Below are 21378 nucleotides of genomic sequence, written 5' to 3' on the forward strand. Positions count from 1 at the left end.
GCGATCACCGCCTTTGAATCTTTTTCCTGATACCATTACGATCGAATTCCACTAAAAATCATCCGCGTGGAGCTTTCTGCATTATAAACCTCATCTTCATAGCTGCCATGCACAGCTTCGAGCTGTAAACCCGCTTCCTCGATCATCCCGCTGAATTTCTCCAAGGTATACAGCTTCACACGTTCATGATATTGGCGAGGTGTAGAATCATTTTTAGAGGTTAAAATGATGTCCTTCTTCACGTACCCATCCTCGATCCGCCGCGACTCATCAATCAGATTTTTTCCATCCTCGCGGGTAGAATGCGGCACCAGATGACGAATTACATACGCAGGATTCAGATAATCAATAACAAACTTGCCACCCGGCTTCAACATCCGATAGATTTCACGCAAAACCTTTACCTGCTCCTCATCCTCTTCAAAATAACCAAAGGAAGTGAATAGATTAACCACAGCATCGAAACCTCCAGTTAATGGTAGGTCACGCATGTCAGAACGCAGCCAAGTTACCTGCTCCGCTCCTGTTTGAGATCTTGCCTCACGCAGCAATACCTCTGATAAGTCCACTCCAGTTACCTCGTACCCTGCTTCCGCAAGCGCCAGTGAATGACGTCCCATCCCACAACATAAATCCAGCACTTTGGAGCCTGGCGGTAGTCCCAGCCACGAGATCATTCGTTCAACTTCTTTACGAGCTCCACCAAAGTCTCGATGTTTGTATACGACCAGATAATCCTCTCCGAAGCTCTTTTCATACCATTCAGTCATGTTGTCTCTCCTCCCACAGGCGTCTTCCTGTAACTCCACTCTATGTATGTTAATGTATCGCCATTGTACAGTCTTTTACTCACAAACTCAAAGAAGAGTTGTCACAGTGAGCGTTCAGCCCCTTCATGACAACTCATTCCTACAGCTTCCTTTACACAAGCTGCTGCAAATATACTCGTGCTTCATAAGGTCGAAGTTTAAGCGGTTGGATCTGCTCATCTTTTTCCACGGAATAATTAGAAATTAACAGCTCTATATTTTCTGGTTGGAACTCTGCTGGCCATTCGAATACAGGCTCTCCATCATAAAAATTCAGAATAACCAGCAGCCGCTTATCTTCCAATGTCCGGGTATACGCATATATCTCTGTATGCTCTGCAAGCAACAGCTCGTAGGCTCCATAAACGATGACTTTATGTTTTTTTCTCAGGGCAATCAGCTGTTTATAGTAGTTGTAGATGGAATCGGGATCTTTAATCGCGTTGCCAGCGTTGATCTCCATATAGTTGGAATTCACTTCGATCCAAGGAGTCCCCGTCGTAAAACCACCTGCGTGACCATCGTCCCACTGCATCGGGGTGCGGGCATTATCCCGGCTTTTATGATGAATGGCAGACATAATCTGCTCTTCTGGAACGCCGTTTTTTCGCTTTTCCTCATAATAATTAAGCGTCTCTACATCCCGGTAATCATCAATGGATTCGAAACAGACATTCGTCATTCCAATTTCTTCGCCTTGATAAATATAAGGTGTGCCTTCCAGCATGTGAATGAAGGTCGCCAGCATTTTAGCCGAAGGAATCCGGTAAAAAAGGTCGTTCCCAAACCGGGACACTGCGCGCGGCTGGTCATGGTTGCAGAGATAATTCGCATTCCAGCCTTTGTCATGCAGAACCGTCTGCCAATTACTCATAATCTTTTTCAGCTCCAGTAGACTCCATGGGACGACATCCCATTTTCCACTACCTGCCGAAGCGGCATCCAGAAACATATGCTCAAACTGAAAAGTCATATTCAGCTCCCGGCGACCATCACCTACGTAATCTAGCGCCTGCTCCGGTCCAAGTCCTGAGGTCTCTCCTACCGTCATAATATCGTAGAAATAAAGCACTTTATCATATAAATTCTGTAGCAGGGTATGCACATCTGCCAGATTGGAGAACATTCCATAAGCCCGCACGGTAGGTGTTCCACCTGGATTATCCGCATCCGGGTAACCTTTCGTCTTCACGATATGTGCAATGGCATCAAAGCGAAATCCGTCCACACCCTTCTTCAGCCACCATTCCACCATCTCATGCAGCTTATCAATGACCACGGGATTCTCCCAGTTCAGATCAGGCTGATATTTGGAATAGAGGTGAAGGTAATATTCATCGGTCCGCGGATCAAGCTCCCACACCGAGCCACTGAAATAAGACTCCCAGTTATTCGGGGGACCTCCATTTTTTCCTTTTCGCCAAATATAGTAGTCCCGTTTCGGATTCTCCTTCGACGATCTGGATTCAACAAACCATGGGTGCTCATGTGACGTATGGTTCAGAACCAAATCCATCATCAGCTTCATCCCACGTGAGTGCATCTCCCTCAGCAAATGGTCAAAATCATCCATCGTGCCAAATTCCTTCATAATGTCACAGTAATCACTGATATCATAACCGTTATCATGGTTTGGCGATTTATAAATAGGGCAGACCCAAATCACGTCTACACCTAAATCCTGCAAATAATCCAGTCTGGATATGATTCCTTGCAAGTCTCCAATCCCATCTCCGTTACTATCCATGAAGCTAATCGGATAAATTTGGTACACGACACTTTCTTTCCACCATTTCGGGTTCATTTCTCGGTTACCTCCTATTTAGCTATATGTAGAGTTTAACCACACAAAGCCTAGTAGATAACAATTTGCTCCTACTTCCCTAGTCCCTTTTGATATTGTGAGGGCGTAAGTCCGGTCCATTTCTTAAAAGTAGCACTGAAGTGGCGTTCTTCCCCGTAGCCTACTAACTTTGCAACAGCGTACATTTTTAAGTTTTGGCGGAGCAGCTTTTTTGCCTCTTCTACCCGGTATTGATGCAAATAATCGAGAAAATTCACACCCAGCTCCTGGCGGAACAGTGAACTTAAATAAGTATTAGATACATAAGCTTCCTTCGCAACATATTCCAGAGACAGATTGGTATTATATTTGTTACGGATGATCTCGAGCGCTGTAACTACTGTTCGATGCAGAGGGCGATGTTTAGAAAAAGCCTCCACCACATTCTGCATGATCTTATTCAGGATCGTAGACAATTCTTCCAGCGTCTCGATCTGTGGTGCCTGCTCCATCCAATTGACCAAATGCTGCTTCCATTCGAATCCAGCTACTTGTTTTTCCTGCGCAAGCCTCTTAAGGCGAACGACAAAAGCTGTTGCCCGAATATTCACCTCCTGCTTGAGGCATCCGGGGTTTCCGCGAAAACGTTCCAGCCATTGCTCCAGCAGATCGAGGGCAAGCTCATTACTTCCTGCACCGACTGCCACAAGCATCTCATCCTCCAGCACATTTAATTCAGGATCATCTAAAATCCCGATCTCCTGTGCGCCACCCCCAATAACTCCCGAGCCTTCTGTATAAAAATAAACGCCGCCTTTCCCGTTCAGAAAGCGGGATTCCATGGCCTGAAGCGCTTCTTTATAAGACAGGTGAGCTTCCGAAATATCCGCACGACAGGAGCCTACAGCAATACTGATTGACAGCTTGAGGTATTTCTCCAGATTGCTTTGCAGCATCCCGATTTGCTCTTTTAAATAGATGGGGGTTCGGTAAGACTTGCGGGAATCCGTTCCAGCTAAACCACTGCCGATCCAGAGCAGGAGATTGCCATCATGAAAGGTCTCGATTTTTCCTTTATAGATAGGAGACAAGGTCTCACTAATAATATTTAGGGCCGCGTAACGTAAAAGTACAAAATCCTGTCCAGACCCACCGGCAGAGGGAGGATCAAAATCAAAGCTGACCAGCCCAATCTGCGGACCTTCGTGGCTAATAGCCATAGCTAACTCACCGATCAGCTCCTGCCGCCGCTCCAGCGGAACCGGAGGATGATGAATCCATTGGGACAGCACTTGGCTTTTGACAAGCGGTGCATTTTTATGCCAGGAACGATCTCTTTTTAGCTGCTCATTCTCCTGACAACGCTGCCTTTCAATTAGCTCCTTAGCCTTTAGTACCGTCTTCAGAATTTCTTCCGGCCGGCACGGCTTCAGCACATAATCGACAACCCCCAGCGCAATCGCTTGTTTCGCATAAGAGAACTCATTGTATCCAGATAAAATAATCGAGCGAAAGTCGTAACCGCGACGCCGTCCAGCTTCGATTAGCTCCAGACCATTCATCTGCGGCATGCGGATATCCGTTAACAATAAATCCGGCTGTTCAGACTCCATCAGAGCCAGCGCTTCACTTCCGTTCCCCGCCTCGCCCATTACCTCAATCTGATGCGAATTCCAGTCAATCATATTGACGATACCCTCACGGATGGTGTCTTCGTCTTCAGCAATCAGCAGCTTCAGCTTCATCATTTAGGGACCCTCCACAGTGATATGAATGATAATACGTGTGCCTGCTCCTTCTACACTCTCTACTTGCAATGAGGCTCCGGCAAAAAACAAAGCTAAACGTTCCTGTACATTCGAGAGTGCAAACCCCGAACGTCCAGCATTCTCCTCTTCCTCCGAAATAGAGCTTCCTCTCGCTAAACGCTGATGTAGCTCCTGAAGTCTTTCCGGCGTGATTCCCACCCCGTTATCTTGAACTTCGAGCACAATAGTTCTATCTTTGCGGAAGGCGCGAATCGAGATGAGTCCACTTCCAGCCAGTGGCTCGATCCCATGAATCACTGCATTTTCCGCCAGTGGCTGGAGCAGCAGTTTCGGAACTGTGAAATCCTTGATACTCTCATCCAAGGCAATTTCGAACTCAAAACGTTCTCGAAACCGATTTTTTTGCAGGAACAAATAATTCGTCACAAGCTCTACTTCCTGTTCCAATGTAAACGTATCCCGCCCATCATTTAAGCTCAGCCGGAATACTTGAGAAAGCGAATAGACCATATCGGCTATTTCTTTGTCGCCCTTTTTCTCAGCTTCCCAACAAATCGTATTCAGCGTGTTATATAAAAAGTGCGGCCTGATCTGTGCCTGAAGCGTTTTCAATTCTGCTTCCTGCTGCTTCAGTTTGGAGGCATATACATCATTGATGAGCGATTTGATCCGCTGCACCATTAGATTATAACCATGGCCCAAAAGACCAATCTCATCATTTCCTTCAAAAAATACGCGCTGCGTGAAATCCCCTGTCTGGAATCTGCGCATGGAGCGGGAAAGCTTTTTCAGCGGTTTCGTTATTGAGGCGGCGGCGAGCCAGGTAACCATTAAGCTAACTGCTAAGCACAGAAAAGCGATCGTCACCGTGACCTGTGAAATCTGTCCCAGCTCTTTGACAAGCTGCCGTTTGGAATGCACCACCACTACATACCAACCCGTCGTTTCTGACTGCAGATGCGAGACAATCCACTGTTTGTGATCCGCTGTAGACTCCAGTCTCTCCTTTAGGCTCAACTTAGGATCGCTGTCCGCAAAATACGGAAGATCAAGATCTCTTTTGCCGATCCAGCTCTTGTTAGAAGCCGTAATGATGAGCCCGTCTCGATCTACCACAAACATATCTACATCATCTTCAGAGTTGTCTAGATATTGGCTTCCAATCTTACCAGCATCGACCCCGATCACCGCAAGCCCTGCCGGTTTTAAAGTATATACATTCTTGATAATTCTGGAAAGTACAATCTTATGATAATGATCACCAACAAATATGCCATCCGTGGGTCTGGACAATCCAAAGGTTGGACTACCTGCGGCTTCAACGGCTTCCTTGTAGTACGAGGTTTGGATAAAGTTAGAGAACTTCATGCCAGTTGTCAATCCGGCTTGGTTCGCAGCAAAAGGCTCCGCCCCGTTATTCTGGTCTTCCAAAGAGTATAGAATCAGTGATTGAATCGAGTTGCCAGCGACCATCAGGTTGGTGACCGTTTTAAATACGGAATTTCGTTCTTTTTGTGCTTCTGACGACACTAAGAGCCGCTGCACACTTTCATCCAGAAAGAGTGTATTGGAAAAAGAAATCATTCCCCTCACCATCTCATCAATCTGCTCTGCTGTTTTTCGGGTCAGGTGATCCTGTGACTGTTTCATTTTCTCCACCACCTGCTGCGAAGAGATCTGATAGGAGTTCCACCCCATAGCGAATATAGTCACGAGAAGCAGCGGCACAAACCATAATAACAGCTTAAACTGGAGCGGAAGATGGCGATAACGGCTTAATAAGCGGATGTTTCGATTCATGAGAACCACCTTCATGTATAATCAATAAATGTGTAAACCAAGTATAACTGAAATCATTAAACCCTGAACCAGCTTTTTACAATCACTGAAAAATGCCTACATAGTTCTTAAATATGGACCATGTTTCTATCGGTCATAAACTCTTAAGATGGGGATGCAAGAAGAAACGACATTGTCGTCCTCGTTTGATGACAGCCGTTCTAGTGGAAATATATCTCATAAAAAAGGTGGGTTTTTGATGAAAGGTAAAGGAATAAAGCTAGCACTTATGAGTCTAATGCTACCAGCTCTGCTCGCAGGCTGCGGTGGCGGAAATAACAATGCGAAAGCTACCAATGCACCTACAAATGACAAGGCCGAAGCTACTGCCGAAGCAACAGCAAGTGCAGGGGAAAACACACCCGCCGAAAAAATCACACTGAAGTTCTTCACCGCGCTCGCGGATCGGGCAAATGGTTCAGGTAAGGTAGAGCAAGACATTATCGATGCTTACATGAAAGAGAACCCTAACGTCAAGATTGAAGTGGAAGCGCTTCAAGATGAGCCTTACAAATCAAAAATCAAAGTGTATGCCTCCAGCAATCAGCTGCCTGATATCATTCAAGCCTGGGGTCAGCCCTCCTTCCTGAGTCCGCTGCTGGATAACGATCTGCTGCTTGAACTGAACAGCGCTGACTTCGAAGGTAATCAGTTTGTGTCCGGATCCATGGACGGCTTCAGTAAAGATGGTAAACTTTACGGCTTGCCGCGTGGTGCCGACTACATGGTCATGTACTATAACAAAAAAATATTCGCTGACAACGGCATCGAGGTTCCAAAAACCACAGATGATTTGCTTGCCGCCGTCAAAACACTTCGTGCCAAGAAAATTAACCCGATCGCTATGAATGGTATGGACGCTTGGACACTGCCTATCTGGTATGAATTTGTAGCCCAACGTCAGACTGGCGATTTCAATACAATGGATGAAGCTGTTGCGCGTAAAATATCCTTTACAGATCCTAGTCTCGTTGCAGCCGCAACTGAAATGCAGCAATTTGCCGATGCTAAAGGTTTTGCCGATGGCTGGCTGACTGCCGATTACGGTGCTGCACGCAACTTGTTCGGACAAGGGCAAGCTGCCATGTTCTTTATGGGCGCTTGGGAGTCGGGTCTGGCAACAGACGAGAACTTCTCTGAAGAATTCCGCAATAACGTAGGTGCTTTCGCTTTCCCAGCTTCAGATAAAGGTAAAGCAACCGATGATGCTGCTTGGTATGGTGGTGGATATGCAGTCAGCAAAAACTCCAAACATGCTGAAGCCGCTGTTGATTTCTTGAAATATTTCTTCGCTCCAGAGCATTGGTCTAAAATGCTATGGCAAGCTGGCGCGGGTACACCTGCGCAGCAATTCGATCAATTCCTAACGGGTAACGAAACCCAGCTGCAAAAAGAATTGATTGAAGTGTTCAGCTCGATGACATCCTCCAGCGGTACTCCACTGCAGGATGTGGGTGACGATGAGTTCAAGCAAAAGGTAATGGAGGCGCATCAAAGCCTGCTTTCTGATGCAATTACCCCTGAAGAATTCGCCAAAGCACTGGATGCTGCATCCGATAAATTCGCTGGTAAATAAACCAGAGACTACAAAAAACATGAACCTTAGCGCTCCTGAAGTAACCTTATAGATGGCAGTGCGCAAACCCCGGCTTCCCCCAGAGGCCGGGGTTTTGTTTTCGAAAAAATGTATACACCGATCTGAAATTTACGGCATGTTCCGGTGCCTGGCTTCCCGTTACGATGGTAATAGATAGATTACTCTTTAAAAGGACGGAGATTTCCATGCACAGAGTGTTAAGCGACAAAAAAGCGATATTCTTACTCATCGCACCTGGACTGTTCCTATTTGCTTTTATGATCTGCATCCCTATCTTCATGAGCGCTTATTACGGTTCTACGGATTGGGGCGGAATCGGCAAATACAATTTCATCGGCTTTGATAACTACCGTGAAATTCTATTTCATGACAAAGTGTTCTGGAGATCGCTAGTCAATGCCCTGCTCCTGACCGCCGCCACTGTATTTTTACAACATCCCTTTGCCATTCTCATGGGGATATTCCTAACCAATTCCGGCAAATACGAAAAAATATTCCGGACGATCTTTTTTATCCCCGCTGTAATTTCCGTCGTCGTTACAGCCAAGCTGTGGACCGGAATTTTCCATCCAAACTACGGACTGCTCAACAAGCTGCTAAGCGGAGTTGGATTGGATGCACTTACGCATGATTGGCTCGGTGATCCAAAGACGGCCATCTGGTGCATCATCATTGTTGTTATGTGGCAAGGCTTTGGGTATGCACTGCTGCTGTATTATTCAGGTCTGCAAGGCATTCCGGAAGATTTAAGCGAAGCCGCAAGAATCGACGGCGCCAACAACTTCACCCTCTACACGCGTATCATCATTCCGCTGCTTTCGCCGATGATGCGGGTTGCCATCATCATTGCCGTCACCACCTGCCTTAAGCAAATGGAAACCGTATTCTTAATGACCAACGGTGGCCCTGCAAATAGCACACAATTCCTAGGGAACTATCTGTACAAAACCGCCTTCTCATCATCGTTATACGGCTATGGTAATGCCATTTCGATTCTGTTTATTGTGTTCTGCCTGATCCTAACCGTTATCCTCAACAAGATTTTAAAGAAAGATATCGGAGAATTTTAAAGAAACCCTGTAACCGGAGGAAATCCTATGAATAATTCCTTATCGCCTGCCGCTTCACCCCCTAAGCTAAACCTTCACAAACAAGAACGCAGAAAGCCTACAACGGGCAAAATCCTAATGATGGTGTTCCTGTGTATCATGGCGTTGATTCAGTTATTTCCGCTTATTTGGTTGATCGATTATTCCCTGCTCAAGAGCGGTGAGTTCTTTGGAAGCTCATTTCTGAAATGGCCCTCTCCACCCCAGTGGGAGAACTATCGAAACGCTTTTACCTACGGGCGTGTGCCACGTTATTTTGCCAACAGTCTTATCATTACAGTGATTACTGTTATGCTCTCTGCGCTGGTGTCCCTGATGATGGGATATGCGTTTACCCGGATGAAATGGAAGCTAAGTGGCATCGTCCTCTCTCTAATCATGTTAGGCATGATCATTCCCATTCACGCCACATTGCTGCCAAACTTCATTCTGTTTAACAAGCTTGGGATGCTGAACAATATGTACACATTGATTTTGCCTTACTCAGCCATTGTCATCCCCATGAGTGTCCTGATTATGACCGGGTTCCTGGAGACCATCCCACGGGCTATTGAAGAGTCCGCCGTTATTGATGGCAGTGGCATTTACGGGTTAATCTTCCGTATCATCCTGCCCATCACCAAACCGGCGCTGGCAACCATCTGTGTACTCAATTTCATCAGCACTTGGAATGAATTCATTATGGCGAACACCTTCCTCACCTCGGAAGATCTTAAGACGATTCCCTTCTCCATTATGAAATTCACTGGTGAGTATTCATCCAACTATGGTGCACAGTTCGCGGTTATGACGATCATCGCCATCCCAACCATCCTGATCTACCTGCTCTTCACAGAACAGATGACCAAGGGAATTACCGCCGGGGCGGTTAAGGGCTAACACAATAAACTTAATCATAACAACATAAAAAGGCTGACAAGACAGGTTTCGTACCCGTCTTGTCAGCCTTTATTCATTCTTACTGATATCTCTTACGGTCGTTGCCAATCCTCCCTCAGCCATTCAACCAAGAGGAGCTCTGGCACATTCACTTTATTAACTTCGGCATAGTCTCTCACCCGTTCAAGCAAACGTCCCGCGGTTCCCGCACTAACCTCTAAACCATGTGCGTTCAGAACATGCATGATTCCACCACTTCCGGAATGTTTACCTAACACAAAATGATGTGCTCTCCCCACCTCAGTGGGATCAAAGGTCTGGTAGGTGGCTGTTTCTTTCAACAAACCGTCAACATGTATCCCAGATTCATGTGTGAAGGCGAGTGATCCGACGATTGGTTTGGCATCGCCGACACTTCGGCCCGAGGCTGCGATCACCCTATCCGCCACCCCCTTCAGACACTCTGGACGCACGCTGCTCTCCCCGCCATAAAGATAACGCCAAGCCATCACTACTTCTTCCAATGCTGCATTCCCGGTGCGTTCACCAATCCCTGCCACCGTAGTGCTTGCCCAGACCGCACCCGCGGCAATACCGCTAAGTGTGTTTGCAGCCGCAAGACCAAAATCATTGTGGCAGTGTACCTCAAGCTCTACATCTGCAGGAACAGCACTAAGTAATGTGCTTACCCGCTCTGCCATTTGACCCGGATGATGAGCAGATACCGTATCTGCATAACGGAACCAACGAATGCCTTCTTTATATAATGTATTTACCAGTTCAACCAAGTACTCCATACTTGCCCTTGAAGAGTCCTCCATCCCCACCGACACAGTCATTCCTAGCCGTTGACCATATTCCGTCGCATGCAGTAATCTTGTCAGACCTTTGGCAGGTGTTAAACCTAGCTTACCTTGTAATTGAATTTCCGAGACAGGGATCGATACATGACTCCAGTTCACACCCGTCGCCCAAGCTTTATCGATATCACTTTCCAAAGCCCGATTCCAAGTCATCATCTTCATAGGTAGACCTAAATCAGCGATAGCCGCAATATCTTCTTGCTCTTGCTTGCCCATGGCAGGAATTCCTACCTCTGCTTGCTCCACTCCGCATTCCGACAGCAACCTTGCGATTTCCAGCTTTTCTTCCCTCGTGAATGAAACTCCAGCCGCCTGTTCACCATCCCTAAGTGTCGTGTCACATAGCCTGAGACTTTTCACGGTTTACCTTCCTCTCCGCAGCAAGTGCAATTCGGATTACGGGTAATATGGACGCTGTAACAGGCGAAGTCGAGTGAATTGAAGCGATGCATTACGCCCGCATAAGTCGTCCCTACCCTTGTAACCCATTTTACGGCTTCCAACGCAGCCAGACAACCCGCAATTCCGGAGGTTGCTCCCAATACTGGAAAGCCAAACGGTTCCCATTCTGGATTCACATCCGGATAAAGACACTCTAAGCAAGGGGTTTCACCAGGTATAACCGTTGTTAGTGAAATCTCAAATCCATACATCGCCGCCTCTACCATTGGCGTGCCGGTTTCTACACATAGGCGGTTCAACGCATATCTTTCCGGAAAATCATACCGTGCATCAATCACTATATTAGCTTGCTCTACCCAAGGTTTTGCCATATTGTATTCAATCTTCGAATTATATCCTTCAATTTCAACATTTGGATTCAGACGTTTTAGCTGCTGAATTGCTGTGCTCATCCTTTCCATACCCAAATGATCACTGTCCATCAAAATCTGTCGATTTAAATCTGGAGGCACAATGTTTCCTTCATGCGCCAAGATCAGCTTGCCGATTCCGGCAGCAGCTAAATAAAGTGCGGCAGTGCCTCCAAGCCCACCAATTCCAGCAATCATCACTGTAGCTTCTTTTAGCGCTTTCTGCCCGCCTTCTCCAAGCAGCTTCAATTGGCGTGCGTATCGTTCCAGTTCGGTGCCGCCTACAAGCTGCTCCATTTTGCTCCCTCCCTGTGGCTGAGCTGCATCATTGGAATCTAACCCTCCAGACCATCCGTTCCATAGAGAGCTGTCATTTCATTAAATTTATCCATAAAGGCCAGCCCTTCTTCTACACAAGCAACGCCGTAGCGAATTACTTTATCCTCCGAGGTAAAAGGAAACGGAAAACCTGCTCTCAAGCTTTTTAACACAAGAATAATCCGATCACTATATAAAAGAGCACGCCCAAATCCTTCCCCATTTATTTCAGAAGAGCTCTGAACCAGAACCCCACTTTTCTCCTCGATCACGCCCGCCACCGCCTGAAACAAGAGAGGAACCTGCAAACGGACCTTTGGAGAAACCGCGCAGTTAAAATCAGATTTGTTCTTGTCTTCAGGGGAAGCGAGAAACAATCGTTCGATCTTCTTCTGTGGTGAAAGAGAAGCATGCCTTCCAAAAAAGTCTTCTGTATCAAGCAATTGACACAACCGGCGTATGAGCATCTCTGCTATATCTTTATCCAGCTTTTTCTCCGTGGTTCGACAACGGCGTTTTAATACTGCCGCTTCCGGAGCAACCCGGCCCATTAATGCAGCACTCTCATTAGCTATGGGATCCATCTACACTCGCCCCTTCCGCTTCATTTTCAGCATGTAATACCTTGGCTAGCCACATCGGTGGTTTGCCCTGTAGCATTTCAACAATCCGCTTCACTTGCTCATCAATAGGACTGCCTGGTGGAACCTTTACCGGCATAATTTTACGACGTGTGACTCTTGCCGCTGCTGAGGCTCCAATCTGCATGATGAATATTAGCGTGCAATCCTCTACCACCTCCAGACGACTCTCTATTTTGCCTGCTTCATCCTGATTGAGAATCGTTGGCAGTTTACGAAGACCTATAAGCTCCCCGCCACCTTTGGTAACTTTATAAATTGCGAACATCGGACTCTGCCCAAAATGGGCATTCACTCTAATTCCATCCTCTGTAGCGAATGCTACTTTCACGATGTTCCTCCTCCCTTCGCATTAACAGATTCGCCGCTTTATTCGTCCACTCCATCGCTCCCCGATACCCTACAGAGGTGGCCATATAAGCACCAAGCTCATTCCAAACGGGAAATCCAGCCGCCATAAAAGCAGCATCTAACCGCGCCGCTCCATTTATCCCATGTGAGTTACCGATCCATAAATCTGCACCTTTGCCCAAAAGCTCAACATCATCCAGATCACCGACCCATACCTCTCGTTCCATCTCAACCACCAAAGGAGTTTCATAGGAGGTGACCAGGGCCTTTTGCTCCACCCCCAGCTCTTCGAGCCAAGAAGATACGGTATACAAATGATCTGGCTCCAGCGCGACAAGTGCAGACATCCCCGCAAATTGAAAATGAGCATCCAGCATGCTATCCAATAAATTCTCCCGTTGCCAGCAATAACGAAGCTGTACCGGCTCCCCGCTAATTTGATGCAGGAATTGCAAAATATCATCCGTTGCTTTAAGCCCCATCGCACTCTCGAATACTTTGTAGGGAGTTCCCAGCGCATTATGCAGTCTTCTAGCTGGACGCTCCATACTTCCGCCGATGGCAATGGTTAGACCCGAATGCAAGCTTTGCAGCATCGAATCTAGAGGCACCCCACCTCTTGTCAGCGGTGAAAATCCTGTCAGCAGATGCCCAGACAAAGAGGTCGAAATATCAGGTAGAGCGATTACCTCAAAACCGAAGGAGGATATCATTTCTTTCAGCTCCATCACATCACCCGGCGTCAGAAACGATCCCGGCAAGAGGGTAATCTGACGTGTATTTACACTCCTTGAACCCCGATGGCCTACCTGCTGAATCATCTCATCAAGCATCGCCTCCACGGTAGAGCTGAACCCCGATTCCAATGAACCACGAAAGTCTGGTAAGGTGACGGAAAAAGCAAGCCCACCCCGCATGTTCCGCTCCCTTTTATAGGTCTTGAGCATGGATTGATAATCCACTCCTGCCACATCCGTCAGCTCAGTCCCAATAATGCCTATAATGTCTGGTCGGTGTTTACTGAGTATGGTATTTAGAGCTTCCTCTAAATTACGATTCGCATCAAAGATTACATCCATCTCCTGCAAAGCAGAGGTCTGTACGGCTATAGGCTCACGAAAATGCCGGGTAAGCAGTGCCTTCGGAAATGCGGAACAACCTTGCGCACCATGCACAATAGGCAATGCCTTGTAGCAACCCTGAAATGCCAGTACGGAACCAAGGGATTGGCCTATTTTCATTGGATTAACCGAAGTCGGTTTACTCCTTTTGTTAACGGTCATAGGAAGGTTCCTCCTTATCCCAGGGAGCGGCACTGGCAGCCAGCTTCCAGATTGGATTAGCAAGAGAATACGTCAGCTCCTTTGCCAGCCTTAGTAAACCTTCGTAACCAGCATAGGCCTTGTGTCTTTCTTGATTAATATCGATAAACGGAATCTGCTCTTTCATTGCCACATACATATTCCGTCCGCCAGCAATCATAATATCTGCCTTACGATCCCGGACGGTTTTGATAATTCGGCTTGCCCCGCCCTCCGGGATATATTCGGTGTCATCACCAACACGATCCGCTATACGCCGTACATCATCTTCCGTGCTTTTGTTCGTGCCTACACCTACCACCTGAACGCCTAACTCCTTCAGTGCGGAAATAATCGACCAGCTTTTTACTCCACCCGTATAGAGAACTGCTTTCTTTCCTTTAAGCAGCTTGCGGTAGGGCCGCAGCTCCTGAATCAGTCTGTTTTCCTCTCGTTCCGTCAACCGATCCACACGCCGCTCCATCTCACGGTCATTCAGCAAATAAGCCATTTGACGTAAGGAATAAGTTGTCTCTTTGGCCCCATAGAAGGAGCCTTCGAAATAGGGAATGTGGTATCTTGCCTCCATTTCTTTTGCCAGACCTAACAATGCACGGCTGCACACAACCATATTCACTTTTGCATGATGTGCCCATGTAATTTCCTTATATCTTGCATCCCCTGTAATTCTGGACATTAGCGTAATTCCAACACTCTTCATTAATTTCTCGATATCCCACATTTCACCCGCGATATTGTACTCTCCAATCAAATTCACACCTAAAGGAATCTCAATCTCTGGTTCACCTGTGCCAATGACATATTGTAGCAGCGCTTCACCAGCCAGCCGATTTCCAAGATTCTTACTGCCTACGAATCCAGGGCTGTTCACGGGGATCACAGGAAGCCCCAATCTGCCTGCCGCTTCCTTGCATACCGCATCCAAATCCTCGCCAATCAATGCTGTCACACAGGTCGCATATACAAATATTGCCGGAGGCATAAAGCGCCCGGCAATATAGTCAATGCTATCTTTAAGTTTCTTTTCTCCGCCAAAAATAATGTCGTTATCGTTGAGATCTGTAGTAAATCCGTATTGTGAAAGTGATGGCCCGCTTGATAAAGCCCCTCTACTTTCCCAGCTATTCCCGGCACAAGCAGCCGGCCCATGGACGAGATGCGCAGCATCCATGATCGGCAGCAGCGTGATTTGGGCTCCGTCGAAGGAGCAGCCCCCAGCCGCTTCGCCCGGCTTGGGGCGTGGACATGGCTTCGATTTCGGAGTTAAGCTCCCGCAAGCTTGCGCGTCGAATACATCGTTTCTGATGGACTCCATCGTACCACCTCCCGTAACTGAATACTCCTTACTCTTAAAATGCTCAATTATTCAGTGTCACTACGATAAATATTGGACTAACGAACAAGATCGTGGTTGAAGCCAGATGAATCCTCATCCAACCCCTGCAGGATTGTATTTACTATAGTAGTTAACAAGTTCAAGGCACCTTGATAACCGATAATCGGATAACGATGCAGATGATGGCGGTCAAAAACAGGGAAGCCTACACGGATCAAAGGAACGTCGGCATCTTTGGCAGCAAATTTAAGATGAGAGCTTCCAATGGCCAGATCCACAGGATCATCAATCAGCAGAGAGCGCATATGCCACAAATCATTTCCGATATGAACCGTTGTTTCTGCTCCGTAGGGACTGGCAGCAAGCAGAGCTTTCGCTTCTTCTTTAAATCCGTTTTCCCCATTGGAGCACACAATATGAATAGGCTCTATACCGACTTCCAGACAGAATTCAATCAGGCCGATCAGCAAATCCGGATCGCCAACTAAAGCCACTCGTTTGCCATGCAGATAAGGGTGGCTATCGAGCAAAGCATCCACTACCCGGCCACGTTCTTCCACAAGCTCAGGCGGAATGGGCAATCCCGTTAATTCACTGATAGACTCTATTAGCCGATCTGTGGCATGAATGCCCAGCGGAGTCGACATCGCAACGGTCTGTTGTTTCCATGTGCCGCTGATGTATTCCAACGTTTTTTTGACAGAATATTTCTGAAGAGAAAGAGTTCCCAACGCATTAGCTGCCTTCGGCACATCTGCCAGCTTCGTTCCCCCATAATAATAGGAATATTCTCCTGTAGCCGGGGAATCAAAATTGCCGCTGTGGTCACCAAGGAAGGTGTAGCCTGTATCAAACGCGGCAAGGATTTTTCGAATTTCTGCAAAATTCCCCGTATAAGGCTCAAACCCTATAATGACATTCAGCTTCTCTCCAGTTCCCTCTCCACTGCCAGGGGTAGCTTCAATCCCAGAGCGGATGAACAAGGTACTGAGGATGGACTTTAACATGGAATCGTAACCTGTAATATGTGATCCGGAAAAACTTGGCGTGTTGGCGTAGGGCACTGGAATTTCGTTCGAAATTGCACCCTTCTGGCGGGCATTGGATATAAAAGCCTGCAGATCATCCCCTATAACCTCAGCCATACATGTAGTGGATACAGCTATCATCTCTGGCTTATAGAGCGCCACACTATTTTCAAGACCATCAATAAGATTGTTCATCCCTCCGAACACCGCACCATCTTCTGTCATAGAGGAAGAAACCGCGGGGGTTGGCTCCTTGAAATGACGGCTCAAATGACTACGAAAATACGCAGTGCAGCCTTGGGAGCCATGTATAAACGGCAGAGTTTTTTCGAATCCCAGCGCAGCCATCAAGGCTCCTAGGGGCTGGCATGCTTTATGAGGATTAACTACCAGTGAGGTGCGGGCAAAATTCTTATCCTTATATTCAGACGACTTCGAGTAGGCTAATGCTTCCGCTGTCTCTTGCTCACTGCAGGGTGCCTCGAATGCTTTTTTCCCTTCACGTTGCTTCACATAGGGTTCAGTTTGAAATAATGTATTGTAATCCGGGATCTCCAGTTTGTCCTTCATACGCCCGCCTCCTTTTTAGGGAGTGATCCTGTTTTCCCTGAATTGATCAAGCTCCACACTGGGCTGTTAATGGTCATGTCCATGTCCTTAGCAAAAATCTTAAACCCGTCATAGCCATGGTAAGGACCACTATAATCCCAAGAGTGCATTTGCCGGAAAGGAATACCCATCTTGTGATACACATATTTCTCCTTCACACCCGAGCCCATCAGATCAATATCAAGTCTTTGCGCAAGCTCTTCCAGCTCGTAAGCGGTTGGATCATCGTAGATAATAGTGCCTTCCGGCAGTTCAGGGAATGTTTTCTCGTAATCATCCTTGTGAGCGAACTCATAACCTGTGCCCACTACCTCCATACCCAGATCCTCATAAGCCCCCAGTGTATGGCGGGCACGTAATCCGCCTACCAGCAGCATGACCTTTTTACCTTCCAGCCGGGGTTTAAATTTAGAGATAATCGCCTCCATTTGTGGCGTGTATTTAGCGATGACTTTCTCGCAATTTTCCTGAATATACTCATCAAACCTTGCGGCGATGGCTCGAAGGCTTTCAGCTGTTTTGGTCGGCCCGAAAAAGTTGTATTCCAGCCAAGGAATCCCATATGCTTTCTCCATCGTCGTTACCATATAGTTCATGGAGCGATGACAGTGAATCAGATTGAGCTTCGCCTTATGCGCGATCGCCAATTCATTGATGGTTCCATCCCCAGACCACTGCGCAATAACACGCAGACCCATTTCCTCCAGTAAAATGCGTGAAGCCCAAGCGTCCCCACCGATGTTATAATCTCCGATAATATTAATATCGTAAGGACCACATTCCGCAAGCTCCTTCTTCCCCATCAGAAAATCACGGATCGCATCGTTAGCAATATGATGACCCAAGGATTGGCTAACCCCACGGAATCCTTCACAACGAACGGGAATGATCGGGAGACCTAGCTCGATAGACATTTTTTTGGACACCGCTTCAATATCGTCTCCGATTAGCCCCACAGGACACTCTGATTGGATCGAAATTCCTTTAGCCAGTGGGAACATTTCTTTAATTTCACGGCAAATGACTTCAAGCTTCTTGTCACCGCCAAATACAATATCTGTCTCCTGAAAATCACTCGTCACCTGCATAGCCGTAAAATTATCAATGCCCAGTGTTCCATTGGCATAATTCCGTCTTGTTCCCCAGCTATATTGTCCACAACCTACAGGACCATGGCTGATATGCACCATATCCTTGATCGGGCCCCAGACCACGCCCTTCGAACCAGCATAAGCACATCCTCTTTGGGTCATAACCCCCGGACGGGACTTCATATTCGATTTGATGGCGCATTTGCCACAGTTTATTAACTCTTCATTATTGATTTCAAAATGCTTCTGACGATCCTTCCGTGCCTTTTCCGGGTAAACCTCAAGAATCTCTTCGAGCATCTTTTGGTTATCTTCGATATTTAGCCCCATTCTGAATCCTCCTCATCCCTTAGAGTGATCCGGTGAACAGCCGTCTCTCCACTCCTGTTCACCGGACGAACCTAATTATTGGCCAGATGCCTTCAGCTTTTTCAGCGCGGTCTCTTCATCCTCAATCACACCAAATTCCATGAGTAAATCCTCCAGCTCTTCCATAGAAATCGGGGTCGGGATTGTCATCATATTGTTATTCAGAATCTTTTCTGCCAAAATCTCATATTCTCTAGCTTGCTGATGATGAGGATTATATTGGGCTACGGTCATTCTTCTCAGCTCTGCATGCTGAACCACATTATTCCGCGGGACAAAATGGATCATTTGTGTATTCAAACGGCGTGCCAGCTCCATAATGAGCTCATCCTCACGGTCCGTATTACGACTGTTGCAGATCAGACCGCCCAATCTTACGCCACCGCTGTTGGCATACTTTAGAATTCCGCGCGCAATGTTATTGGCCGCATACATAGCCATCATTTCCCCGGAGCATACGATATAAATTTCCTGTGCTTTATTCTCACGGATCGGCATTGCAAATCCACCACATACCACGTCACCAAGTACGTCATAGGATACAAAATCCAATCCTTCATAAGCCCCTTGCTGCTCCAAAAAATTAATCGCTGTAATAATCCCGCGGCCGGCACAACCCACACCCGGTTCAGGTCCACCGCACTCCACATTAAGAATGTCGCCATATCCCAACTGAACTACATCCTCAAGCTCCAAATCCTCAACCGTTCCTCTTTCAGCTGCCAATTGGAGCACTGAATTCTGAGCTTTGGTGTTCAGAATCAACCGTGTGGAGTCCGCTTTAGGATCACAGCCTACGATCATTGTTTTTTGACCAAATTTAGTGGCGAGCTGCGCCAAAGTGTTCTGCGAAGTTGTGGATTTACCGATACCGCCCTTACCGTAAAAAGCAATTTGTCTCATCATTCATCATCCCTTCGAAATCGATATATTTTCAAAATAAGAGCTGATCTTCACACTTTCGAGAATCACATCCTGTATTTCACCTTTACGCACCAGAGGCAATACCCCGGCTTTATTTAAGCTGGCGCGAGGGACATCGCCAATACCAGAGCAGAGCAATATTTGACAGTCCTGTAATATAGAAATAATTTCTTGTAGCGTGGTATTCTTATCCCCATTACAATCCGCTTTACCGTGGCAATAGGCCTGAATCTTTCGGACACCTAGCAGCTTCACGCTTACTCCATCTGTTTCATAAACCATGAACTCTGTCGCGTGGCCAAAATGTTGATTGACCTTATCCCCACCACGTGTAGCAACAGCGACTTTGGTGGTGTGCTGCCCTTGCTGGAAAGAGTTCTGCCTTAGCTCTTTGGCTTTGACACGCTGACGGATTTTGGCATCGAGTTCACGTTGAAAGAGCGCTCTAGCTTGCTCATTTATAACTGGATTTGCATCCATCTTTTCTAATATAAAATCCTGATTACGATCCTGACCTAGCAGCCCAATGGCATCAGCACGGCATTGCCGACAATGGCGCATGACCTTCATCCCTTCGCGCCCAAGCACTTCCTGCAGGTTGTGCAGTTCTTTAGGGCGCGGCGCCTTGCGCCCATCCCGTTCATACTGACTTCCCGGTGCGATAATTAAAGGCGTCACATTATGCAGAGTTGCCCCGAGCGCTTTAACTGTTCGCGATACTTCAGGGAGATGATGATCATTGACCCCTGGAATCATAACGGAATTAACTTTAACAAGAATACCTTGCTGTGCCAGCAGCTCCAAACCTTGAAGCTGGCGGCTGATCAGCAGCTCCGCTGCTTCTTGTCCTTCGTACCGGACCCCTTCGTCAACAACCCATGGATAAATTTCACGGCCCACATTGGGATCAATGGCATTGATGGTGATCGTGACATGACGGATACCTAGCGCTAGTATGGCGTCTACATGCCTGTAAAGGGTCAATCCATTAGTACTCAGGCAAAGGGTAACATCAGGGATCTGCCGCTTGACTCGTTCGAACGTGTCAAAGGTTCGTTCTGGATTCGCCAGCGGATCACCCGGACCTGCAATCCCAACTACCGACAGTTGCATCAGCTGTGCGGCTACACCTTTCACTTTTCTTTCAGCTTGCTCTGGAGTTAGCACTTCACTAACTACACCAGGCCTGCTTTCATTCACACAATCGAATTTTCGGTTGCAGTAATTACATTGGATGTTACAGGCGGGAGCAACCGGGATGTGCATCCTAGCAAAAAAACGATGAGCTTCCTCGCTGTAGCAGGGATGGCGGCTGAGCTCCTCCTCTGCTTCAATGGATAACCTCGATGACGTCTGCGGCATTTCCCCACCTCCTAAAAGTTTTATGCAACATGAACTTCTAGTACTTCTTCGCAGTAAAACTCACTTCAACAGAACAACTGATGTAATTTTAGTTAACACAAACCATGTTCGATTGCTTTGATTAGTTTCATCATATTTTCATCAACCTACATCGTCAATCGAGTTTTTCCTTTTTAAGTCCTGTTTTTCCTTATGTTTGCAGTTTCGTCATATTAAATGTTAGTTTATATAACCTAAATGTATCATGTTTCCGTTTCCATTTTTATTCAATCTCTGTTGATTTCCGTCATCATGTCATGTTTCTGGCCATTTTAATGATTCTTAAAAGATAGAATCCATTTATTTCTGCAACTTTTATTGACAATGACTTTCATCTCGTATATGATCTCTTTAGGCAAGAACACATTGAATAATCTTAAAAATTTAATATATCCCGTAAAGGGGAGTAGCTGTTAAATAAAGTCGTCAATACGAGAATATGAGGATATTCTCCGGCTTTATTGGCAATTCACATTGTTAGCGAGACCTTTACCAATCAGGTTAGACCTTTATTCCAAAGGCTAATCT

17 protein-coding genes are annotated in these 21378 nt (G+C 46.7%); 3 read left to right on the top strand and 14 right to left on the bottom strand.

Annotation, left to right across the window (positions count from 1 at the left end):
• Positions 1–35: 35 nt before the first annotated feature.
• From PODO_RS24275 to PODO_RS24290, 4 genes are all read right to left on the bottom strand, one after another.
• Complete coding sequence (locus tag PODO_RS24275; RefSeq protein WP_038573082.1) at positions 36–770, bottom strand: class I SAM-dependent methyltransferase; 735 nt, start codon at positions 768–770, stop codon at positions 36–38.
• Between the two features lie 151 nt (positions 771–921).
• Positions 922–2613 carry a glycoside hydrolase family 13 protein gene (locus PODO_RS24280; RefSeq protein WP_038573083.1) on the bottom strand — a complete coding sequence of 564 codons (1692 nt, stop codon included), beginning with the start codon at positions 2611–2613 and terminating at the stop codon, positions 922–924.
• A 71-nt stretch (positions 2614–2684) separates the two neighbouring features.
• Positions 2685–4340 (bottom strand): response regulator, encoded by a 1656-nt coding sequence (locus PODO_RS24285; protein WP_038573084.1) that lies wholly within the window; start codon positions 4338–4340, stop codon positions 2685–2687.
• Positions 4341–6161 carry a sensor histidine kinase gene (locus PODO_RS24290; protein ID WP_038573085.1) on the bottom strand — a complete coding sequence of 607 codons (1821 nt, stop codon included), beginning with the start codon at positions 6159–6161 and terminating at the stop codon, positions 4341–4343. It lies immediately after the preceding gene.
• Between the two features lie 238 nt (positions 6162–6399).
• On the opposite strand from PODO_RS24290, the gene PODO_RS24295 reads away from it, so the two are divergent.
• The 3 genes from PODO_RS24295 to PODO_RS24305 all read left to right on the top strand — a co-directional run bounded on the left by PODO_RS24295 (position 6400) and on the right by PODO_RS24305 (position 9785).
• Positions 6400–7776 carry an ABC transporter substrate-binding protein gene (locus PODO_RS24295; RefSeq protein ID WP_036679562.1) on the top strand — a complete coding sequence of 459 codons (1377 nt, stop codon included), beginning with the start codon at positions 6400–6402 and terminating at the stop codon, positions 7774–7776.
• 206 nt (positions 7777–7982) lie between these two features.
• Complete coding sequence (locus PODO_RS24300) at positions 7983–8867, top strand: carbohydrate ABC transporter permease (protein ID WP_036679565.1); 885 nt, start codon at positions 7983–7985, stop codon at positions 8865–8867.
• A 27-nt stretch (positions 8868–8894) separates the two neighbouring features.
• On the top strand, positions 8895–9785 hold the full coding sequence (locus PODO_RS24305; RefSeq protein ID WP_038573086.1) for a carbohydrate ABC transporter permease: 891 nt from the start codon (positions 8895–8897) through the stop codon (positions 9783–9785).
• Positions 9786–9877: 92 nt separating this feature from the next.
• Here the strand turns inward: PODO_RS24305 and PODO_RS24310 are convergent, their stop codons facing one another.
• From PODO_RS24310 to nifB, 10 genes are all read right to left on the bottom strand, one after another.
• Positions 9878–11008: a homocitrate synthase/isopropylmalate synthase family protein gene (locus PODO_RS24310; RefSeq protein WP_038573087.1), complete on the bottom strand. Its 1131-nt coding sequence runs from the start codon at positions 11006–11008 to the stop codon at positions 9878–9880.
• Positions 11005–11757, bottom strand: a complete 753-nt coding sequence (locus PODO_RS24315; RefSeq protein WP_038573088.1) for a HesA/MoeB/ThiF family protein — start codon at positions 11755–11757, stop codon at positions 11005–11007. Before PODO_RS24315 ends, PODO_RS24310 begins: the two co-directional genes overlap by 4 nt.
• Before the next feature lie 38 nt (positions 11758–11795).
• Positions 11796–12362: a DUF269 domain-containing protein gene (locus tag PODO_RS24320; protein WP_038573089.1), complete on the bottom strand. Its 567-nt coding sequence runs from the start codon at positions 12360–12362 to the stop codon at positions 11796–11798.
• Positions 12346–12750, bottom strand: coding sequence for a NifB/NifX family molybdenum-iron cluster-binding protein (locus PODO_RS24325; protein ID WP_036679578.1), 405 nt, complete (start codon positions 12748–12750; stop codon positions 12346–12348). Before PODO_RS24325 ends, PODO_RS24320 begins: the two co-directional genes overlap by 17 nt.
• Positions 12716–14053 carry a nitrogenase iron-molybdenum cofactor biosynthesis protein NifN gene (nifN, locus tag PODO_RS24330; protein ID WP_038573090.1) on the bottom strand — a complete coding sequence of 446 codons (1338 nt, stop codon included), beginning with the start codon at positions 14051–14053 and terminating at the stop codon, positions 12716–12718. The genes PODO_RS24325 and nifN overlap by 35 nt, the downstream gene beginning before the upstream one ends.
• On the bottom strand, positions 14043–15407 hold the full coding sequence (gene nifE / locus PODO_RS24335; protein ID WP_038573091.1) for a nitrogenase iron-molybdenum cofactor biosynthesis protein NifE: 1365 nt from the start codon (positions 15405–15407) through the stop codon (positions 14043–14045). Before nifE ends, nifN begins: the two co-directional genes overlap by 11 nt.
• 77 nt (positions 15408–15484) lie before the next feature.
• Complete coding sequence (nifK, locus tag PODO_RS24340) at positions 15485–17026, bottom strand: nitrogenase molybdenum-iron protein subunit beta (protein ID WP_038573092.1); 1542 nt, start codon at positions 17024–17026, stop codon at positions 15485–15487.
• Positions 17023–18486 carry a nitrogenase molybdenum-iron protein alpha chain gene (nifD, locus tag PODO_RS24345; RefSeq protein WP_036679590.1) on the bottom strand — a complete coding sequence of 488 codons (1464 nt, stop codon included), beginning with the start codon at positions 18484–18486 and terminating at the stop codon, positions 17023–17025. The genes nifK and nifD overlap by 4 nt, the downstream gene beginning before the upstream one ends.
• 75 nt (positions 18487–18561) lie before the next feature.
• Positions 18562–19431 carry a nitrogenase iron protein gene (nifH, locus tag PODO_RS24350; protein WP_235219430.1) on the bottom strand — a complete coding sequence of 290 codons (870 nt, stop codon included), beginning with the start codon at positions 19429–19431 and terminating at the stop codon, positions 18562–18564.
• Positions 19432–19434: 3 nt separating this feature from the next.
• On the bottom strand, positions 19435–20811 hold the full coding sequence (gene nifB / locus PODO_RS24355; protein ID WP_038573093.1) for a nitrogenase cofactor biosynthesis protein NifB: 1377 nt from the start codon (positions 20809–20811) through the stop codon (positions 19435–19437).
• Between the last annotated feature and the right edge of the window lie 567 nt (positions 20812–21378).

This window comes from Paenibacillus odorifer, from assembly GCF_000758725.1.
In the GTDB taxonomy this organism is placed as follows: Bacteria; Bacillota; Bacilli; order Paenibacillales; family Paenibacillaceae; genus Paenibacillus_AQ; species Paenibacillus_AQ odorifer.